20 protein-coding genes are annotated in these 19,101 nt (G+C 61.8%); 7 read left to right on the forward strand and 13 right to left on the reverse strand.

Annotated features, from left to right (window positions below; all coding sequences use genetic code 11):
- Window positions 1-23 precede the first annotated feature (23 nt).
- Both AACY25_RS13375 and prlC read right to left on the reverse strand, forming a co-directional pair.
- Window positions 24-311, reverse strand: a complete 288-nt coding sequence (locus tag AACY25_RS13375; protein WP_339525154.1) for a YheV family putative zinc ribbon protein — start codon at window positions 309-311, stop codon at window positions 24-26.
- The gene (prlC, locus tag AACY25_RS13380; RefSeq protein WP_339525155.1) at window positions 308-2,356 is read right to left on the reverse strand and encodes an oligopeptidase A; all 2,049 of its coding nucleotides are present in this window, start codon (window positions 2,354-2,356) and stop codon (window positions 308-310) included. The genes AACY25_RS13375 and prlC overlap by 4 nt, the downstream gene beginning before the upstream one ends.
- Window positions 2,357-2,528: 172 nt before the next feature.
- Between prlC and AACY25_RS13385 the strand changes: the two genes are divergently transcribed.
- Together AACY25_RS13385 and AACY25_RS13390 are read left to right on the forward strand one after the other, a co-directional pair.
- Window positions 2,529-3,071, forward strand: a complete 543-nt coding sequence (locus tag AACY25_RS13385; RefSeq protein ID WP_339525156.1) for a gamma carbonic anhydrase family protein — start codon at window positions 2,529-2,531, stop codon at window positions 3,069-3,071.
- Window positions 3,072-3,085: 14 nt separating this feature from the next.
- Window positions 3,086-3,733 carry an HAD family hydrolase gene (locus AACY25_RS13390; protein WP_339525702.1) on the forward strand — a complete coding sequence of 216 codons (648 nt, stop codon included), beginning with the start codon at window positions 3,086-3,088 and terminating at the stop codon, window positions 3,731-3,733.
- Window positions 3,734-3,774: 41 nt separating this feature from the next.
- On the opposite strand, the gene AACY25_RS13395 is transcribed toward AACY25_RS13390, so the two are convergent.
- Window positions 3,775-4,005, reverse strand: coding sequence for a DUF1161 domain-containing protein (locus AACY25_RS13395; protein ID WP_339525157.1), 231 nt, complete (start codon window positions 4,003-4,005; stop codon window positions 3,775-3,777).
- Between the two features lie 64 nt (window positions 4,006-4,069).
- Window positions 4,070-5,122: an aminopeptidase gene (locus AACY25_RS13400; protein ID WP_339525158.1), complete on the reverse strand. Its 1,053-nt coding sequence runs from the start codon at window positions 5,120-5,122 to the stop codon at window positions 4,070-4,072.
- Between the two features lie 108 nt (window positions 5,123-5,230).
- Here AACY25_RS13400 and AACY25_RS13405 point away from each other — a divergent pair, with 108 nt between their 5' ends.
- On the forward strand, window positions 5,231-5,650 hold the full coding sequence (locus tag AACY25_RS13405) for a PA0061/PA0062 family lipoprotein (RefSeq protein WP_339525160.1): 420 nt from the start codon (window positions 5,231-5,233) through the stop codon (window positions 5,648-5,650).
- A 12-nt stretch (window positions 5,651-5,662) separates the two neighbouring features.
- On the opposite strand, the gene AACY25_RS13410 is transcribed toward AACY25_RS13405, so the two are convergent.
- The 4 genes from AACY25_RS13410 to AACY25_RS13425 all read right to left on the reverse strand — a co-directional run bounded on the left by AACY25_RS13410 (window position 5,663) and on the right by AACY25_RS13425 (window position 8,512).
- Complete coding sequence (locus AACY25_RS13410; protein WP_339525161.1) at window positions 5,663-6,088, reverse strand: OsmC family protein; 426 nt, start codon at window positions 6,086-6,088, stop codon at window positions 5,663-5,665.
- Between the two features lie 67 nt (window positions 6,089-6,155).
- Window positions 6,156-7,151 (reverse strand): LLM class flavin-dependent oxidoreductase, encoded by a 996-nt coding sequence (locus AACY25_RS13415; protein ID WP_339525162.1) that lies wholly within the window; start codon window positions 7,149-7,151, stop codon window positions 6,156-6,158.
- A 155-nt stretch (window positions 7,152-7,306) separates the two neighbouring features.
- Window positions 7,307-7,522 carry a dodecin gene (locus AACY25_RS13420; RefSeq protein ID WP_339409580.1) on the reverse strand — a complete coding sequence of 72 codons (216 nt, stop codon included), beginning with the start codon at window positions 7,520-7,522 and terminating at the stop codon, window positions 7,307-7,309.
- Between the two features lie 102 nt (window positions 7,523-7,624).
- Window positions 7,625-8,512 carry a LysR family transcriptional regulator gene (locus AACY25_RS13425; protein ID WP_339525164.1) on the reverse strand — a complete coding sequence of 296 codons (888 nt, stop codon included), beginning with the start codon at window positions 8,510-8,512 and terminating at the stop codon, window positions 7,625-7,627.
- Window positions 8,513-8,661: 149 nt separating this feature from the next.
- Here AACY25_RS13425 and trpB point away from each other — a divergent pair, with 149 nt between their 5' ends.
- From trpB to AACY25_RS13440, 3 genes are all read left to right on the forward strand, one after another.
- A complete protein-coding gene (trpB, locus tag AACY25_RS13430; RefSeq protein WP_339525165.1) occupies window positions 8,662-9,876 on the forward strand; it encodes a tryptophan synthase subunit beta in 1,215 nt (404 codons plus the stop codon).
- A complete protein-coding gene (trpA, locus tag AACY25_RS13435; RefSeq protein WP_339525166.1) occupies window positions 9,876-10,685 on the forward strand; it encodes a tryptophan synthase subunit alpha in 810 nt (269 codons plus the stop codon). The genes trpB and trpA overlap by 1 nt, the downstream gene beginning before the upstream one ends.
- 257 nt (window positions 10,686-10,942) lie before the next feature.
- Entirely contained in the window at window positions 10,943-11,575 is a 633-nt protein-coding gene (locus AACY25_RS13440) for a TetR/AcrR family transcriptional regulator (RefSeq protein WP_339525167.1), read from the forward strand.
- Window positions 11,576-11,696: 121 nt separating this feature from the next.
- Here AACY25_RS13440 and argA read toward each other — a convergent pair whose 3' ends face one another.
- The 4 genes from argA to AACY25_RS13460 form a co-directional block, all read right to left on the reverse strand.
- Window positions 11,697-12,995 (reverse strand): amino-acid N-acetyltransferase, encoded by a 1,299-nt coding sequence (gene argA, locus AACY25_RS13445; protein WP_339525168.1) that lies wholly within the window; start codon window positions 12,993-12,995, stop codon window positions 11,697-11,699.
- 120 nt (window positions 12,996-13,115) lie between these two features.
- Window positions 13,116-14,264 (reverse strand): acetylornithine deacetylase, encoded by a 1,149-nt coding sequence (gene argE / locus AACY25_RS13450; RefSeq protein WP_339525169.1) that lies wholly within the window; start codon window positions 14,262-14,264, stop codon window positions 13,116-13,118.
- Between the two features lie 211 nt (window positions 14,265-14,475).
- Window positions 14,476-15,741, reverse strand: coding sequence for an inorganic phosphate transporter (locus AACY25_RS13455; protein ID WP_339525170.1), 1,266 nt, complete (start codon window positions 15,739-15,741; stop codon window positions 14,476-14,478).
- A 39-nt stretch (window positions 15,742-15,780) separates the two neighbouring features.
- The gene (locus AACY25_RS13460; RefSeq protein ID WP_339409593.1) at window positions 15,781-16,458 is read right to left on the reverse strand and encodes a TIGR00153 family protein; all 678 of its coding nucleotides are present in this window, start codon (window positions 16,456-16,458) and stop codon (window positions 15,781-15,783) included.
- 111 nt (window positions 16,459-16,569) lie between these two features.
- Here AACY25_RS13460 and AACY25_RS13465 point away from each other — a divergent pair, with 111 nt between their 5' ends.
- Window positions 16,570-17,934, forward strand: a complete 1,365-nt coding sequence (locus tag AACY25_RS13465; protein ID WP_339525171.1) for a CYTH domain-containing protein — start codon at window positions 16,570-16,572, stop codon at window positions 17,932-17,934.
- Window positions 17,935-17,997: 63 nt separating this feature from the next.
- Here the strand turns inward: AACY25_RS13465 and AACY25_RS13470 are convergent, their stop codons facing one another.
- A complete protein-coding gene (locus AACY25_RS13470) occupies window positions 17,998-19,056 on the reverse strand; it encodes an extracellular solute-binding protein (protein WP_339525172.1) in 1,059 nt (352 codons plus the stop codon).
- Window positions 19,057-19,101 lie beyond the last annotated feature (45 nt).

Consider the following 19,101-nt stretch of genomic DNA (forward strand, 5'->3'; position numbering starts at 1 on the left):
GCTCGCCGTCCCTGGCGATGCCGTCACTCAGTTGGTTTCTTCAGTTTTGGATTAGGAAAAAACTGCACCGCCTGAACCTTGGGATTCGCAGCCTTGGGCTTTAGCGCGCTGATATTGACCCGCGTGGGTAGCTCGCGCGGTACCGAGTTGCCGCGCTCATCCAGGGTGTCGGCGTAGCCGCAGGCCACGCATTCGCGGTGGGGTACACCATCGACATTCCACATCTGGATCTTGTCTATTTCGCTGCACGCCGGGCAGACCGCCCCGGCGATAAAGCGTTTCGCGCTTACATTTACAGGTGCGTCAGTCATGCGGCCTCCTGGCTCAAGCCGAGGTGACGCAGCAGGGCGTCGATGGATGGCGGACGGCCGCGGAAGTCGACAAACAGCACCATCGGTTCCTGCGAGCCGCCACGGGCCAGAATCGCCTCACGGAAGGCTTGGCCGGTGGCGCTGTTGAATACCCCTTCTTCTTCGAACTTGGAGAAGGCATCGGCGCTCAGCACTTCGGCCCACTTGTAGCTGTAATAACCGGCCGCGTAACCGCCGGAGAAGATATGCGCGAAGCTGTTGGGGAAGCGGTTGTAGGCCGGCGGACGCAGCACCGAGACTTCCTCGCGGATGCCTTCGAGTACCTCCAGCACGCTGCGGCCATCGCCGTGGGTGGCGTGCAGTTCGAAGTCGAACAGGCTGAACTCGATCTGTCGCACCATCATCAAGCCGGACTGGAAATTCTTTGCCGCCAGCATCTTGTCCAGCAGGTCCTGCGGCAGCGCCTCGCCAGTCTCGTAGTGGCCGGAGATCAGCGCCAGGCCCTCGGGCTCCCAGCACCAGTTCTCCATAAACTGGCTCGGCAGCTCCACGGCATCCCAGGCCACGCCGTTGATACCGGACGCACCGGCATGTTCGACGCGGGTCAGCAGGTGATGCAGGCCGTGGCCGAATTCGTGGAACAGGGTGGTGACTTCATCGTGGGTCAGCAGCGCGGGCTTGCCGCCGACTGCCGGGGTGAAGTTGCACACCAGGTTGGCCACCGGGCTGATTAGCGTGCCATCGGACGTGCGGCGCTTGTCACGCGCGCCGTCCATCCAGGCGCCGCCGCGCTTGTTGGCGCGGGCGTAGAGGTCGAAGAAGAAGCGGCCGACATGGGCGCCGTTCTCCTTGATTTCAAACAGACGTACATCCGGGTGCCAGGTGTCGAAGCCGCTCAATTCCTCGATCTGGATGCCGTAAAGCTTTTCGACGATGGCGAACAGGCCGCTGAGCACTTTGTCGATGGGGAAGTAGGCGCGCAGGATTTCCTGGGAAATGCTGTAGCGCTGCTCGCGCAGTTTCTCGCTGTAGTAACCGATGTCCCAGCTTTGCAGGTCGTTGCAGCCCTGTTCGGCAGCAAAGGCTTGCAGCTCACGCAGGTCCTGCTCGGCAAACGGTTTGCCGCGTGTACCGAGGTCGCGCAGGAAGTGCAGTACCTGCTCGGTGGTTTCAGCCATTTTGCTGGCCAGGCTCAGCTCCGCGTAATTGGCGAAACCCAGCAGCTTGGCCAGCTCCTGACGCAAGGCGAGGATTTCCAGCATCACTGGGCCGTTGTCGTTCTTGCCGGCATTCGGCCCCTGATCGGAGGCGCGGGTGCAGTAGGCGGCATACACCTCTTCGCGCAGGGCGCGGTCGTTGGCGTAGGTCATTACCGCAAAATAGCTGGGGAATTCCAGGCTAATCAGCCAGCCGTCCAGGCCCTTGGCTTCGGCGGCTTGCAGCATCTGCGCTTTGGCCGAATCGGTCAGGCCATCCAGGGCGGCTTCGTCGGTGACGTGCTTGGTCCAGGCCTGGGTGGCATCCAGCAGCTGGTTGGAGAACTTGCTAGCCAGCTCGGAGAGCTTCATCTGGATTTCGCCGTAGCGCTTCTGCTGCTCGGCCGGCAGGTCGATACCGGACAGGCGGAAATCGCGCAGGGCGTGCTCGAGAATGGTCTTCTGCGCCACGTCGAAGCCGGCGGCTGCAGGGCTCTCGGCCAGCGCCTGATACGCCTGAAACAGCGGCTGGTTCTGGCCGATTTCGGTCCAGTATTCGGATAGTTTCGGCAGGCAGGCCTCGTAGGCGGCGCGCAGCTCTGAGCTGTTACACACCGCATTCAGGTGGCTGACCGGGCTCCAGGCCTGTCCCAGGCGCGCGCCCAGTTCATCCAACACGAGCACCAGGCCATCCCAGCTCGGTGTGCCAGACTGTTGTTCAAGCAGGCGGCTCATGGCCGCCCGGCTTTCGGCAAGAATGCTGTCCACCGCCGGCTCGACATGCTCCGGACGGATGGTGGCATAGGACGGCAGATCGAAGGCTTGCAGCAGTGGGTTGTTGGCAGTCACGACAGGTCACCTGTAACGAAATGGGTTTGCAGCTGTGACCCCGGCGGGCGCTAAAGGCTCCCAGGGGCAGGCTTGAATCGACACGGGGCGCTACAAAACCGCGCGCATGTCCTGAACATGGGTGCCATCTTAATTACAATCAAGGTCAGACGCAGCCTAAGAGGTTTCTATCGTGGCAATTCGTACTTACCAACAGTTCACCCCCTTGCTCGGTTCACGGGCCTTTGTTGATGCCTCGGCCGTGGTGCTCGGCGATGTGGAAATCGGCGCGGACAGTTCCATCTGGCCGCTGGTGGTGATCCGTGGCGACATGCACAGCATCCGCATAGGCGAGCGCAGCAGCATTCAGGACGGCAGCGTGCTGCATATCACCCATGCCGGGCCCTTCAATCCGCGCGGCTACCCGCTGAATATCGGTGACGATGTCACCATTGCGCATAACGTCACCCTGCATGGCTGCAGTATCGGCAGCCGGGTGCTGATCGGCATGGGCAGCATCGTCATGGACGGCGTGGTGATCGACGACGAGGTGATGCTCGGCGCCGGCAGCCTGGTGCCGCCCGGCAGCCACCTGGAAAGCGGCTTCCTTTACCTCGGCAGCCCGGCGAAAAAAGCTCGCGAGTTGAGCGAGAAAGAGCGCAGCTACTTCCGCTACAGCGCCGATAACTACGTACGGTTGAAGGATCAGCACTTGATGGAAGGATACGGCAGCTGATGACTCAACCGGCGTTGCATTACTCGACCATCCTGTTTGACCTCGATGGCACCCTCACCGACCCGCGCGAGGGGATTACCCGCTCGGTGCAGCATGCACTGGCCAAGCTGGGCATCGATGAGCCTGATCTGCAGGTGCTTGAGCACTTTATCGGCCCGCCGCTGTTGCAGTGCTTTATGCAGACCTATCAGTTCGATGAGGCCACGGCCTGGCAGGCGGTGAACCATTACCGCGAGCGTTTCCGTGAGGTTGGCCTGTATGAGAATCAGCTGTTCGACGGTGTGGGCGAACTGTTGCAGCTGCTGCAGCACCAGCAGCGCACGCTGTATATAGCGACCAGCAAACCGACGGTATTTGCCGAGCAGATTGCCCGGCACTTTGGCTTTGCCCAGCACTTCAAGGTGATCTACGGCAGCGAACTGGACGGCACGCGCACCGACAAGGTCGAGCTGATCGCCCATCTGCTGGAAAAGGAACAGCTTGCGCCAGAGGCGACGTTGATGATCGGCGATCGAAAGCACGATTTGATCGGCGCCAGGCGCAATGGCCTGGATGCAGCAGCGGTGGGCTATGGTTTTGGCAGCTTGGCCGAGCTGCAGGCCGAGGCGCCGACCTATCACTTCCACAGCCTGGCGGAGTTGCACCAGGCGTTTGTGGGCTAAGGCGATGGGTTACGTCGCTGCGCGGCTAACCCATTCTACGCTTAGCCATTTTTCTGATAGATGATCTTCTTGGTGCCGCCGTCGCAGCTGCCGACCACCATGCCGGGGTCCTGGGCTTCTTCGTTGGACACGATTTCCAGGGTGTAGCTGGCCACGCCGGCGGCCTGGATTTTCACTTCAATCTCCGCACGCAGCTCTTCGCAGGGCTTGGGTGCGGCCAATACGCTGGTGCTGAGTAGACCAAGCAGCACGGCCAGGGTGAATTTGTTCATTGCATCGCTCCTTTTGCGTGAACAGAAACTACAGGGGTTGGAGTGTTTTTTCGGTACCTAAGTTCTAAGAGCCTGGAGATAAGTCGGTGAGTGCCTGCTGCCGTTCCACCACGGGCAGGTCGCCCAGTGCGGCGACGCGTTGATAGAAGCGCGGCCAGTCACGCTCAACCTGCTCGAACAGCGCGGCAAAGGCCGGCACCCATTGATCATAGAGACCAAATGGCAACAGCTTGGCGTTGTTGATCGGCGCGTTGATCCAACCGTCGTAACGCCCGCTACCGCCCCACTCGCGCTTGCTAAGCGCATCGTATTCGGCGCGTAGGCGTTCGAACTCGGCCTGCTTGCCGCTGCGCATCTGCGGCGCTGGCAGTTCGCTGTCATACAGCTGTTGCAGCCGCGCGCGGCTGGCCAGCACCAGGCCGATAAATTGCTCGCGTTGCTGTTCGCCTTGCGGATCGTCGGGTTGCAGGCCCTGTTCAGCCCGCCATTGGCGCAGGCCTTCGCGCTCGACAAAGCTGGCGAAGGACTCGTTGAACGCTGTGTCGTCCGCCACATACAGCTGCTGATGCGCCAGCTCATGGAAGATCACTGCCACCAGGCGTTCATCGCTCCAGCGCAGCATGGTGTTGAGAATTGGGTCATCGAACCAGCCCAGTGTTGAATAAGCCTCGACGCCGCCCACGTAGGTATCCAGGCCCTGCTGCTTGAGCAGTGCAGCAGCGCCGCGCGCCCGACCCTGGCTGTAGAAGCCGCGGTAGGCCACACAACCGGCGATAGGGAAACAGTGCAGTTCAGGCGCCAGGGAAAACTCCGGGGTGGCAAACACATTCCACACCACGAAGGGCCTCTGAATATCGGCATACAGGCGGTAGCTGCTGTTGTTTGGCAGACCCAGCTGGGCGCTGGCGAAATCCCGCGCTTGCTGCGCGAGGGCTAGGCGCTGCTTGAGTTCGGGGTCGGTCGCCGGGTTCTGCAACAGCTCGGCAATCGGCTCGCGGGCCTGCAACAGATGCAGATGGCCGCCGGCTAGATGGCTGTAGTAATCCAGGGTGCTGCAGCCGCCGAGCAGCAGCGTTGCAGCCAGCGGAACCGAGCGCCAGAACGGGGCGTCGAACATTGATCCGTACCGGTGAGTAAACAGGCTGCCACGCTAGCGCATCGGCGTTGCAGCCTCCAGCAGCGCATCGGCGTAAGCTGAAGGTTGTTGCGATTTGTGGAGGTGTTCATGCGTTATTTGGCTTTGCTTGGCGGCGTGCTGGTGCTCAGTGCCTGCGCTTCACCCGTGCCACCCGCTGACCCGGGCCAGGCCTGGGTTGAGCTGCACAGCCATGCCGGCACGCTGCTGATGGCGGATCGATTGGATGGCCAGCGCCTCAGCGATGGCCGTTATTTCCAAGTAGCGGCCGGCGCCCATGAGTTGCAAGCGCGCTTTCAGTTCGAAGTGAGCAGCGGTGGTGGCCTGGATGGTGCCAGTGAGCCACAGCAGGTGACCTGCGAAATTCGCGTGCGGCATGACAACTTCGTCGCCGGCCAGCGCTACCGATTGGAAGCCAGACCCATGCAGATGAAAGCCCAGGCCTGGCTCTACGATGAACAGCGTAATGTGCTGGCGCGGGGCAAGATACCGCGCTGCGGTACGTTCTAAGGCGTACCGCGATCAGCTGTCGAGCACCGCTTCCAGGGTGATTTCGGCGTTCAACACCTTGGACACCGGGCAGCCGCTCTTGGCGGTTGCCACGGCCTTCTCGAAGGCCGCCCGGTCGGCGCCGGGAATGCGTGCCTTGAGCGTCAAGTGCACGGCGGTGATAGTAAAGCCGCCATCCTGCTTGTCGAGGGTCACTTCTGCTTGCGTGTCGATGCTTTCGGCGGTCATCCCGGCTTCGCCAAGTTCCTTGGACAGGGCCATGGAGAAACAGCCGGCATGAGCAGCGCCGATCAGCTCTTCCGGGTTGGTGCCTGGTTGCCCTTCGAAGCGGGTATTGAAGCCATAGGGCGCACTTTTCAGGGCACCGCTCTGCGTCGAGATCGTGCCTTTGCCGTCCTTGATGCCGCCTTGCCAATGAGCTGAGGCTGTCTTCTTCATCCGAATACTCCAATGCGTGGGTTATAGGGTTGAGAGCAGGCCCGGGCGGCACAAGTTCGAAAAACTTCTAGCGCAATTGCGCGACCAGCTCGAACGCATGCAGACGGTCGGCAAAGTCATACAGATCGCAGGTGAAGATCAGCTCATCGGCGCCGGTCTGTTCCAGCAACACCTCCAGGCGCGCACGGACTTTCTCCGGGCCACCGATCATCGCCATGCCGAGGAAGCTGCTCACCGCCTCTTTTTCATGCGGCAGCCACAGGCCCTGCATGCTTGTCACCGGCGGTTTCTGCACCAGGCTCTGGCCGCGAATCAGGGCGAGAATACGCTGATAGGCTGAGGTAGCCAGGTATTCGGCTTGCTCGTCCGTGTCGGCCGCAATCAGTGGCACGCCGAGCATCACATAGGGCTTGTCGAGCACTGCCGAGGGCTTGAAGTGGTTGCGGTAGACGCGAATCGCCTCATGCATATAGCGCGGCGCAAAGTGCGAGGCGAAGGCGTAGGGCAGGCCCTTCTCGCCGGCCAGCTGAGCGCTGAACAGGCTGGAGCCGAGCAGCCAGATCGGCACGTTGGTATCAGTGCCGGGCATGGCGATCACCCGTTGATCCGGTGTGCGCGGGCCGAGGTAGCGCTGTAACTCTTCGACATCCGCGGGGAAATCATCGGCGTTGCCAATCCGGTCGCGGCGCAGCGCCTGGGCGGTGAAGTGATCCGCCCCAGGCGCGCGGCCTAGGCCCAGTTCGATGCGGCCGGGGTAGAGCGTGGCCAGGGTGCCGAACTGCTCGGCAATCACCAGCGGCGCGTGGTTGGGTAGCATCACTCCGCCTGAACCCAGGCGAATGCGCGAGGTGCCCGCGGCCAGATAGCCAAGCAGCACGGACGTAGCCGAGCTGGCGATGCCGTCCATATTGTGGTGTTCGGCCACCCAGAAACGCTCGAAGCCCAGGCGCTCGACATGCTGCGCCAGGGCCAGGGAGTTATGCAGGGCCTGGGCGGCGTTGCCGTCGTCACGCACCGGGGCGAGATCGAGGGTGGAAAATTTGCTCTGTGCGAGTGCGCTCATCGGGCCTGCCTTTGGTTATCCGTTTGCTGGGCGCCACAAAGCGCCAATACCTGAGTTAGATAGTGGGGTTTGTTCTGCGGATTCCAAGGGGACGATGCGGCGCATCAATGCAGATGCCCGGCAATCGGGCCGCGGCCGCGATTGCCGGGCGCCGCTTAGCTATTGCTCAGGCGGAAGCCGATTTTCAGGGTGACTTGGTAGTGGCCGACTTTGCCATCGACGATATGCCCGCGGGTTTCCGTCACTTCGAACCATTCCAGGTTGCGTATGGATTTCGCCGCTTCGGCCAGGGCGTTGTTGATCGCCTCCTCGATACTGGTCTTCGAGGAACCGACGATTTCGATTTTCTTGTAGGTGTGATGATCGGTCATTGCGGCTCTCCCAGGTGGCTGAACAGGTAGGTCTTGTAGTTGAGTCCCACCCGCGAACGCTAAAGTTCAGATTAGTCGCATTTGCCGAGCACGGGCCGGTCGCTAACGCTGCTGCTCCTTGCGCAGCCACTGCGCTAGGCCTTCGGCACGACCATCACGGCTGCGCATGGGCACCCAGAGCGCCAAGCGCGCCGAGGTTTCGACAAACCCCCAGGGTGCAACCAGGCGACCGGCGGCCAGGTCGTCGGCCACCAGTTGTTGCGGCGCGATGGCGACGCCCAGGCCGGCGGCAGCGGCTTCCAGCAGGTAATAGAGATGTTCGAAGCCCTGGCCAAGTTTCAACGCGGCGGCATCCAGTGCATTGCTGGCTGCCCAGCTTGGCCAGGCCTGCGGACGGGAGCTGGTGTGCAGCAAGGGCTCGTTGAGCAAGGCGGCGGGCGGAGCTTGATGCAGTTCGGCGAAGTGCGCATAGCGCGGACTAAGCACTGGGCCGATGCGTTCGGCGGCCAGCTCGAATACCTGCATATCCGCCGGCCAGGGTGGCTCGGCGAACCACAAAGTGGCATCCACGCCAGTACGACGCGGGTCCAGATCGCCTTCGCTGGCGGACAGTTGCAGGCGCAGTTCCGGCAGTTCGCGGTTGAGGCGATCCAGGCGCGGGATAAACCAGCGCGCCAGCAGGCTACCCGGGCAGGCCAGGACAAACGGCGCATCGGCCTGGCCCTGCTGCAGCTCGGCGCAGGTGCTGCGCAGGCGGCTGAACAGTTCGGCGCTGACATCACGTAGGCGAATGCCCGCATCTGTGAGTTTAAGGCCGCGACCTTCCTTGCTGAATAGCGCCACACCCAGGTGTTCCTCCAGGGCACGAACCTGCCGGCTGACCGCGCCATGGGTCACATGCAGTTCATTCGCGGCCTGGCTTATGCTATTCAGCCGCGCGGCCGCTTCGAAGGCGCGCAGAGCGTTAAGCGGCGGAAGATCTTGACTCATTTGTGAGTTTTCCTGACGGGTTGCGGCGATCTTATCGCTTTTCTGTCATTAGCCACAGCCGTATCCTGAACACAGACTGTAGGAACGGGCCATGCCCGCGAATTGCGCCCATGGGGCGCTCCTACACCATTCATCTGCAGGAGAACGCCATGACTTCCTTCCGCACTGGTCCTGACGCCAACGGCCTGTTCGGCTCGTTCGGTGGCCAATATGTTGCCGAAACCCTGATGCCGCTGATCCACGACCTGGCCGAGGAATACGAGAAGGCCAAGCTCGATCCCGAGTTTCAGAAGGAGCTGGCCTACTTCCAGCGTGATTTCGTCGGCCGCCCGAGTCCGCTGTACTTCGCCGAGCGCCTGACCGAGATGTGCGGCGGCGCGAAGATCTACTTCAAGCGCGAAGAGCTCAATCACACCGGCGCGCACAAGATCAACAACTGCATCGGCCAGGCCCTGCTGGCCCGGCGCATGGGCAAAAAACGCATCATCGCCGAGACTGGCGCCGGCATGCACGGTGTGGCCACCGCCACCGTGGCCGCGCGTTTTGGCATGGAATGCGTGATCTTTATGGGCACCACCGACATTGATCGCCAGCAGGCCAACGTGTTCCGCATGAAGCTGCTGGGTGCCACTGTGATCCCGGTGGTCGCCGGCACCGGCACCCTGAAAGACGCGATGAACGAAGCGCTGCGCGACTGGGTGACCAACGTGCACAACACCTTCTACATGATCGGCACCGTGGCCGGCCCACACCCCTACCCGGCGATGGTCCGCGACTTCCAGGCGGTGATCGGCAAAGAAACCCGCGAGCAGATCCTCGCCCAGGAAGGCCGTTTGCCCGATAGCCTGGTGGCCTGCATCGGCGGCGGCTCGAACGCCATCGGCCTGTTCCACCCGTTCCTCGACGATAAAGACGTACAGATCGTCGGCGTCGAAGCGGCCGGCTACGGCATCGAAACCGGCAAGCACGCCGCCAGCCTCAACGGCGGCGTACCCGGCGTATTGCACGGCAACCGCACCTTCCTGCTGCAGGACGACGACGGTCAGATCATCGACGCCCACTCGATTTCCGCCGGCCTGGATTACCCCGGTATCGGCCCTGAGCACGCCTGGTTGCATGACGTCGGCCGGGTCGAATACACCTCGGTAACCGACGAAGAAGCCCTGGCAGCGTTCCACACCTGCTGCCGTCAGGAGGGCATTATCCCCGCCCTGGAAAGCGCCCACGCTCTGGCCGAAGCCTTTAAGCGCGCGCCGAAGCTTCCCAAGGAGCACCTGATGGTGATCAACCTGTCCGGCCGCGGCGACAAGGATATGCAGACCGTTATGCACCACATGGAAAACACTTCGCAGGAGAAACACTGATGAGCCGCCTGCAAACCCGCTTTGCCGAGCTGAAAGAGCAGAACCGCGCCGCCCTGGTGACCTTCGTCACTGCCGGTGACCCGAACTACGACGCCTCCCTGGCCATCCTCAAGGGCCTGCCGGCGGCTGGCGCCGATGTAATCGAGCTTGGCATGCCCTTTACCGACCCGATGGCCGATGGCCCGGCGATTCAGCTGGCTAATATCCGTGCCCTGGAAGGCGGTCAGGACCTGGCGAAAACCCTGCAGATGGTCCGCGAGTTCCGTGAGGGCGAGCAGGCCACGCCGCTGGTGCTGATGGGTTACTTCAATCCGATCCACAAGTACGGCGTCGAGCGTTTTATTGCCGAAGCCGTGGCCTCCGGCGTCGATGGTCTGATCGTGGTCGACCTGCCGCCAGAGCATAACGTCGACCTCTGCGATCCGGCTCAGGTCGCGGGTCTGGACTTTATCCGCCTGACCACCCCAACCACCGACGACAAGCGCCTGCCCAAGGTGCTGAACGGAAGCTCCGGCTTCGTCTACTACGTCTCGGTAGCCGGTGTGACCGGTGCCGGCTCGGCCACCCTGGACCACGTCGAGCAGGCTGTGGCCCGCCTGCGCCGCCATACCGACCTGCCGCTGTGCATCGGTTTCGGCATCCGTACCCCGGAGCATGCTGCAACTATCGCGCGTCTGGCTGACGGTGTGGTGGTAGGCTCGGCGCTGATCGACCAGATCGCCAACGCCACCAGCAACGAGCAGGCGGTGGATGGCGTGCTGAGCCTGTGTGCGGCACTAGCTGAAGGCGTGCGCGGCGCGCGGTTCTGACCCCTCGGATCTGCTGCGTGTCGGCGATACTGCGTTAAAAATGGCCTCGGCAAGCCGCTTGCGGATAGCGCGCTTTAGCGCGACCCGGAGGGCGAGTGAAACGAGAAATGCTCATTTACAACTCGTAAATTCCGCTTCCTCGGCCATTTTTGCCTTGTCTCGCTCTAGCTCGCGAGATCCGGCCCGCTTCTGGGAAAACTTGCGAGCGGGCCGCTGCCTGGCGTCCAATAGCGCACCCCTTGCTCTTGAGTCTCGCCATGTCCCGCCCGCCTATCGCCCGTAAACCCCGCGCCAGTAGCCAGAGCCGCATTGCCGGCATTCTTGCCGCCGCCCGTGAGTTGCTGGCTGAACAGGGCGTGGCCAGCCTGTCGATCTACAGCGTGGCTGAGCGCGCGCAAATTCCGCCGTCCTCGGTGTATCACTTCTTCGCCAGCGTACCGGCTTTGCTGGAAGGGCTGACGGCAGATATTCACGGGGCGTTTCGTGCCTGCCTGCAAGAACCTATCGAGCATGACCAACTGCGTGACTGGCGTGATCTGTCACGGCTGGTCGAGCAGCGCATGCTGGCGATCTACGCCGACGATGCCGCCGCGCGTCAGTTGATTCTTGCGCAGCACGGCCTGGCGGAAGTGACCCAGGCGGATCGTCAGCACGACATCGAGCTGGGTCAGCTGATGCAGCAGCTGTTCGACCGGCACTTCCCGTTGCCGCAATTGCCGGATGATGTTGATGTGTTCGCCCTGGCCATGGAGCTGGGCGACCGCGTCTATGCCCGCTCGGTGCAGCTGCACGGCGAAATCACCCCGCGCATGGCTGAGGAAGGTATGCGGGTTTTTGATGCCTATCTGGGTTTGTACTTACCAACCCATCTGCCAAAAAGGGCGCTATAAGCGGCCCTTTTTAATTTCTGTCGCAGACTCGTAGGGTGGTTTAGGCGCTTGGTAGGAGCTAACCAAGCCCCGATTTTGGCTGCGCCGTAACTCACCCTACCAAAGCTATCGCGGCTGCTGTTTAGAGCGCCTTTTCAAACACCTGCGAGTTGCGCTGGTAGTTGTACAGCGAGGCGCGCGCGGCTGGCAGGCGGTCGACGCTGCTGGGCTCGAAGCCGCGTTCGCGGAACCAGTGAGCGGTGCGCGTGGTAAGCACGAACAGGGTTTTCAGGCCCTGGGCGCGGGCGCGTTCCTCAATGCGTTCGAGCAGCTCGTCACCGCGGCCGCCATGCCGGTAAGACGGATTGACCGCGAGGCACGCCAGCTCGCCGAAATCCGAGTCGGCAATCTGGTATAGCGCGGCGCAGGCGATGATCAGCCCTTCGCGCTCGACGATGCTGAATTGCTCGATCTCGCGCTCCAGCACTTCGCGTGAGCGGCGCACCAGAATGCCCTGGTCTTCCAGCGGGGTGATCAGCTCCATCAGCCCGCCGACATCCTCGATGGTTGCTTCGCGTAGTGATTCGAACTGCTCCTGGGCCACCAGCGTGCCGTTGCCCGTGCGGGTAAATAGCTCGCTGAGCAGCGCACCGTCTTCGGCATAGCTGACGATATGGCTGCGGCGGACCCCGGCCTTGCAGGCTTCGGCGGCGGCGTCGAGCAGTTCGCCCTGATAGCTGCTGCCCAGGCGCTGCAGATGCGCCGGCACCTGCTGTGGGCGCAGTTCACGCACTAGCTTGCCGGCTTCATCGAGCAGACCGCATTCGGCGCCGAACAGCAGCAGCTTGTCGGCGTCGAGGTCGATGGCGGCGCGGGTGGCGACGTCTTCGCAGGCCAGGTTGAAAATTTCCCCGGTGGGCGAATAACCCAGTGGCGACAGCAGCACGATGCTGCGCTCATCCAGCTGGCGATTGATGCCCTTGCGGTCGATGCGCCGCACTTCGCCGGTGTGGTGGTAGTCGACGCCATCGACCACGCCAATCGGCCGTGCCGTGACGAAGTTGCCGCTGGTAATGCGCAGGCGCGAGCCCTGCATGGGCGAGCGCGCCATGTCCATCGACAGGCGCGCTTCGATGGCGATACGCAGCTGGCCGACGGCGTCGATCACGCATTCCAGGGTTGGGCTGTCGGTGATCCGCAGGTCACGGTGAAAACGCGGAGTCAGGCCGTTGTTGGCCAGGCGTGCTTCGATCTGCGGGCGTGAGCCGTGCACCAGCACCAGGCGTACGCCAAGGCTGTGCAACAGCACCAGGTCGTGAACGATATTGCCGAAATTCGGATGGGCAACGCCTTCACCCGGCAACATCACCACAAAGGTGCAGTCGCGGTGGGCATTGATATAGGGCGAAGCGTGGCGGAGCCAGTTGACGTGGTCGTGCATTGCTTGAAGAACCTGTGTCGTATACGGAACGCATGGATTGGCGCGTACGCGCCAGACGAGGCAGCCAGGAGCGTCTTTATCGTCGCAGTTGGGGCAGCTTCACGCGTTCTCTCCTCCGGATCATGCAGTTTTCAGGCAGTAATGTTCGATGAGTTGTTGCAGCAGACGCACAGTAGGCTGCAAACGTGACATTTCCAGGTATTCACCTGGCTGGTGAGCGCAGTCGATATCGCCGGGGCCAAGCACCAATGTTTCGCAGCCAAGTTGCTGAAGATAAGGCGCTTCGGTGGCAAATGCCACCGCGGCGGCCGTATGTCCGGTCAGGCGTTCGGCAATTTGCACGAGCTCGCTGTCGGCGTTTTGCTCGAATGGTTGCACGCTGGGGAACAACGGCGCGAAGTCGATTTTCACTTGGTGCTGCTCGGCCAGCGGTTGCAGTTTCTGCCGAATTGCCGCGCGCAGGGCTTCCGGTTGCATGCCCGGTAGCGGGCGCAAGTCGAATTCCAGCGAGCACTGTCCGCAGATGCGGTTGGGGTTGTCGCCGCCGTGAATGCAGCCGAAGTTCAGGGTCGGTTGTGGCACGCTGAACTGTGGGTTGTTGAATTCGCGCTGCCATTGCGCGCGCAGGCCGCGCAACTCCAGCATCACGTCTTGCATGGCTTCCAGGGCGCTGTGGCCGAGGTTGGGGTCGGAGGAGTGGCCGCTTTGCCCGAGAATATCGATGCGCTCCATCATGATGCCCTTGTGCAGGCGGATGGGCTTTAGGCCGGTCGGCTCGCCAATCACTGCTGCGCGCCCCAGGGGGCGCCCGGCCTCTGCCAGGGCGCGGGCACCGGACATCGAGCTTTCTTCATCGCAGGTGGCGAGAATCAGCAGCGGTTGCTGAAAACGTTGCGCCAACAAGGGTTGTACGGCTTCGATGATCAGGGCGAAAAAGCCCTTCATGTCGCAACTGCCCAGGCCCACCCAGCGGCCATCGACTTCGGTGAGTTTGAGCGGGTCGGTCTGCCACAGTGCGGCATCGAATGGCACGGTGTCGCTGTGCCCGGCCAGCACTAGACCGCCAGGGCCGCCGCCATAGCTGGCGAGCAGGTTGAATTTGCCGGGGGAAATTTCCTGCACGTCGCAGGCGAAACCGAGGTCACCGAGCCAGCTCGACAGCAGTTCAATGACCGGGCGGTTGGACTGATCCCAATGCGCCTGCGTGCAGCTCACCGAAGGTGCGGCGATCAGGGCAGCGAATTGGTCTTTGAAGGAAGGCAGTGACATCGGCAATCTCCGCAGGCGAGACCCATCATAGGGCCATCGCCTGCAGAGATAAAACCGTGAAGACGTTCTTAGAATCTGTTTACGATCTGGCGAGCTAGAGCCCTGCAAGGCAAAAACAGGCGAGGAAGCGGAGTGTACGAGTTGTACATGAGCATTCCGAGCCTGTTTTTAACGCCGCAGGGCCGACGCGTAGCAGATCGTAGATAGGTTCTTAGAGGAAAACGCCGCGCAGGATATAGAAGAAGAAAATCGACAGCGCGGCGCCCACCGGCAGGGTGATCAGCCAGGACATAAAGATCTTGCCGATCACGCCCAGGTTCAATGCGCCGATACCGCGCGCCAAACCTACACCGAGTACCGCACCGACCAGGGTGTGGGTGGTGGAAACCGGCAGGCCGATGGCCGAGGCACCGACCACGGTGGTGGCGGTGGCCAGTTCGGCGGCGAAACCACGGCTTGGGGTGAGCTCGGTAATTTCTTTGCCGATGGTGGCGATTACCTTGTAGCCGTAAGTCGCCAGGCCGATGACGATACCCACGGCACCGAGCAGCAGTACCCAGCTTGGCACTGCAGATTTGGCGCCGATGGCCATTTCACCACCGGACTGAATCACCCCGACAATCGCGGCCAGCGGACCGACGGCATTGGCCACGTCGTTGGACCCGTGGGCGAAGGCCATGGAGCACGCGGTGAAGATCATCAGTACGGCAAAGACTTTTTCTACGCTGGCGTAGTGGAAGTCTTTGTCCGCTTCGACGTCGACCTTGATCCGGCTCAGCAGAGCAACGCCCAGCAACATCACCACCGCGCCTACACCCAGCGAAAGAAGAAAGCCGTCTGTGCTGGAGAGGTCCAGGCCGATATGCTTTAGACCTTTGGTCAAGGTCATGATGCTGACCATAAAGCCGGTGGCGAACATATACAGCGGCACAAAGCGCTTGGCATTCAAGAAGGGGTTGTCGGTATCGATGATCAGCTTCTGTACGCTGACAAACAGACCAAAGGCGACGAAACCGGACAGCACCGGCGATATCACCCAGCTAGCGACGATTGGGCCAACGCCGCCCCAATTCACTGCATCCATGGACACGCCCACGGCGGCAAAGCCGATCACCGCGCCGACAATGGAATGGGTAGTAGACACCGGCCAGCCGCGGGTGGACGCCACCAACAGCCATGTGCCAGCAGCCAGCAGCGCCGACATCATGCCCAGCACCATCAGGTCCGGGGTGATCATCGTCGCATCGACAATGCCGTTCTTAATGGTGTCGGTCACCTCACCGCCAGCCAGATAGGCGCCGGCAAACTCGAAGACCATGGCGATCAGGATCGCCTGTTTGATGGTCAGTGCGCGTGAGCCCACCGATGTGCCCATGGCGTTCGCCACGTCATTGGCGCCCACACCCCAGGCCATGAAAAAACCAAAGAGGCAGGCAAGCAGCAGCAATACGAGGCCGTAGTCCGCAATCAGAGACATAAATAATTAATCCGTAGATTCCAGAAAGGACACTGGCGCTTAGCGCGCCAGCAGTTGTTCCAGTCGGTTGCCGACACGTTCGGCGCGGTCGGCTACGTCGCCGATCCATTCGATGATCTGGTAGAGGAACATCACATCGACAGGAGGAAGGTCCTTCTCCAGTTTGAACAGCGCCCGGCGGACTTCGATTTGCATCTTGTCGGTGTCGCGTTCGATTTGCTCCAGTTCCATGACCATGGATTCAACCAGTGCTGCCTCACGGCCACCAAAGCCGGTTTCCAGCAATTCATCGAGTTCGTTCATGGCTTTCAGCGCCTGGGCGCTGGCATCCACGGTGCGTTGCACAAAGGTGCGCATCAGTGGCTGCAAAGCCTGCGGAATAGCCATTTCGCGGCCGAGCATCAGGCCGGCGATGTCCTTGGCGCGATTGGCGACTTTGTCCTGTACACTCAGCAGCTCAAGCAGATCCGAGCGCGGCACGGGCAGGAACAGGCTCTTTGGCAGGTGCAGGCGCACGCTTTTCTTGAGCTTATCGGCCTCATTTTCGAGGCTGGCCATTTCCTGTTGTACCTGTTCCACCTTGGCCCAATCTTCCACCATCACGGCTTCGAAGAAGGGCACCAGATTGGCTGCGCACTCGTGGGCTTTGGCAAAGTGTTTTTGCATTGGCCCAATCGGTGAACGGCCAAACAGGCTGGCAAATGGATTGACTGGCATAGGGTGAACCCCGGCGTTAAGAAGGCGGCAAGTATACGGATCAGTCCGCAGGCTCGCCAGCGCAGGTAATCGGACTGTCACATTTCATAGTAGGCGTTGATCCCCATCATCATGAACAAAGAAACCGAAATCAAACTGCGGGTTAGCCGTGCAACCCTGGCCGCCCTGCGTGATCACCCGTTGCTGAAGAAGCGCAACAAGAGTGGTTGGGAGCAGCGCGAACTGTTCAATCAGTACTTTGATACGCCCGAGCGTGATTTGGCTGCGGCCAAGGTGGCTCTGCGCGTGCGCCGTGACGGTGAGCAGCTTATCCAGACCCTGAAAACCCGTGGGCAGAGCGTGGCCGGTTTGTCCGAGCGCAATGAGTGGGACTGGAACCTGGCCAAGGCCAAGCTGGACCTGAAAAAACTTGATGACAGCTGCTGGCCGGCAGCCCTGGCTGAGCTGGACAAGAAGCAGCTGGTGCCGATCTTCACCACCGACTTTATCCGCGAGAAGGCGGAAATCGCCTGGGGCCGTGGCAAGGCCAAGGTGGTCATCGAGGCCGCGTTGGACCTCGGTAAAGTGATTGCCGGTGAAGGCGAAGAAGAAATTTGCGAGCTGGAACTGGAGCTGCGTCAGGGTGAGCCTGAGGCGCTGCTGGAACTGGCCGCCGAGCTGGCGGCTGACCTGGCGCTGATGCCCTGCGATATCAGCAAGGCTGAGCGCGGTTATCGGCTGTTCGATGCAGGCAGCTACAGCCTGAACCTGCCTGCCCCGCAGCTGACTGGCGAAACCAGCCTGGATGACAGCGTCGCGGCACTGGGCTGGCACCTGCTGGGCAGTAGCCAGCGCCTGGCCGAGCAGTACCGGTTCAATGGCCACTGGCGTTTGCTGGTCGACTGGTTGGAGCAACTGATCGGCCTGCGTGCGCTGCTCAGCAGCCTGGGCCAGGCCGCGCCACGTGCCAGCAGCCATGCCTTGCGCGAACTGCTGGATGCCTTGCTGCTGGAATGGCGCCCGCGCGTCCTGGCCGGCCAGGACGATGACAGCCTGCGCAAGAACGCCCCAGCGTTGTTCGCGGCGGAACTGCAGGGCAATCGTTGGGGGTTGTTTTCGCTGAACCTTTCGCGCTGGCTATTGGCGCGCAGCTGGACCGTGGAGCGTAACAACCGCGGCAATCGTCAGGGCGCTGCGCCGCTGGGCAACTGGCTGCCGACCCTGATTGCCGAAGAAGGCGCCGCTCTGCAACTACGCCGTTATCAGCAGCAGCCGGAAGACCTCGCCGAGCAGCTGCCGCGTATCGAGCGCCTGCTGGTCTGGTTGCATCTGGCCCGTGGGGTGCTGGAGGTGCCGGAAGTCGACCGCTTGTACGGTGAGCTGAACAAGTTGGTTGAATTGGCCAACCAGTCCATCGATCCAGACGTGCTGGCTGCGCGCAAGGCGCAGCTGCTGACCATCGGTTCGCTAAAAGCCTGGCGTCAGCTGGTCAAGTAACCGCCGTTGCGCTGTAGGCTTTTTGCGGGAGCCCGGATTACATCCGGGCTCCTCTCACAGCACTCAACTGCCATCCCGAAAGCGCGTCCATACGGCATCGCGGGTAGCGCTGTGCTTTTCTGGCAGGGTTTCCAGCGGGTGCAGGCGGCGTTTGGTGTCGCGGTCCGGATAGAGATCCGGCTGATTGCGCAGGGCTTCGTCGAGAAACTCGCGGGAATCGGCATTGCCGCTGGGGTACAGGGTTTCGGCGGTGATCAGTGCGGCGACCTTGGGCTGCATCAGGTAGTTGATAAAGCGATGCGCAAGGTCGGGGCGCTTGGCGCTGCTGGGAATCACCAGGTTGTCGATAAACAGAATCGAGCCCTCATCCGGCACCAGAAAGCGCACCGGCTGACCCGCGTCGGCGGCTGCCAGGGCATCGCCGACCCAGGCCATGGCCACGCACAGCTTGCCCTGATTGAGGTCATCAATATAACGCTCGCTGTCGACGTAACGCAGGTTCGGCCGCAAACCATCCAATACCTTACTGGAGCGCTCGATGCGGCTTGGCGCGCTACGTGCCAGGCTGCGGCCCTGATAGTTGAGCAGCAGGGTCAGGGTCTCGTCTGGGGCATCCAGCACGCTGATGCCGCAGCTGGCCAGGCGCGCGCTTTGCTCATCATCAAACAGCAGGCTCCAGCTATTGGGCAGCGGGCCGCCAAAGGCTGCTTCGGCCTGCGGCGTGTTGATCGCCAGGCCTACGGCACCCCATAGGTAGGGCAGGGCGTGGCGGTTGGCCGGGTCGAGGGCGACCAGAGTGCTGAGCAGCTGTTTGTCGAGATGTTTGCGGTTGGGCAGCAGATTGACATCCAGCGGTTGCAGGGTGCCGTTCTTGATCATCGCCGGCAGGGCATCATGCGAAGGCACGGCAACATCGATGGCTTCGCCGCTGGCCAGTGCGGCTTCCAGCTCTTCGGCGGTGCTGTAGGTGTGGTATTCCACGTGAATGCCGGTTTCAGCCTCGAAATCCGTGAGCACCTGCGGGGCGATGTAGTCGTTCCAGTTGTAGACGCGAATCATCTCTTCGGCGCTGGCCAGCAGTGACGTCAGGGCAAGCAGCAGTGAGGCAAACAGGCGAGGCATGGAGATCTCCTGAATAAGGTGATGTCGCGTCAGCAGGAATTCGCG

This window comes from Pseudomonas sp. EA_35y_Pfl2_R111, from assembly GCF_963970955.1.
GTDB lineage: Bacteria > Pseudomonadota > Gammaproteobacteria > Pseudomonadales > Pseudomonadaceae > Aquipseudomonas.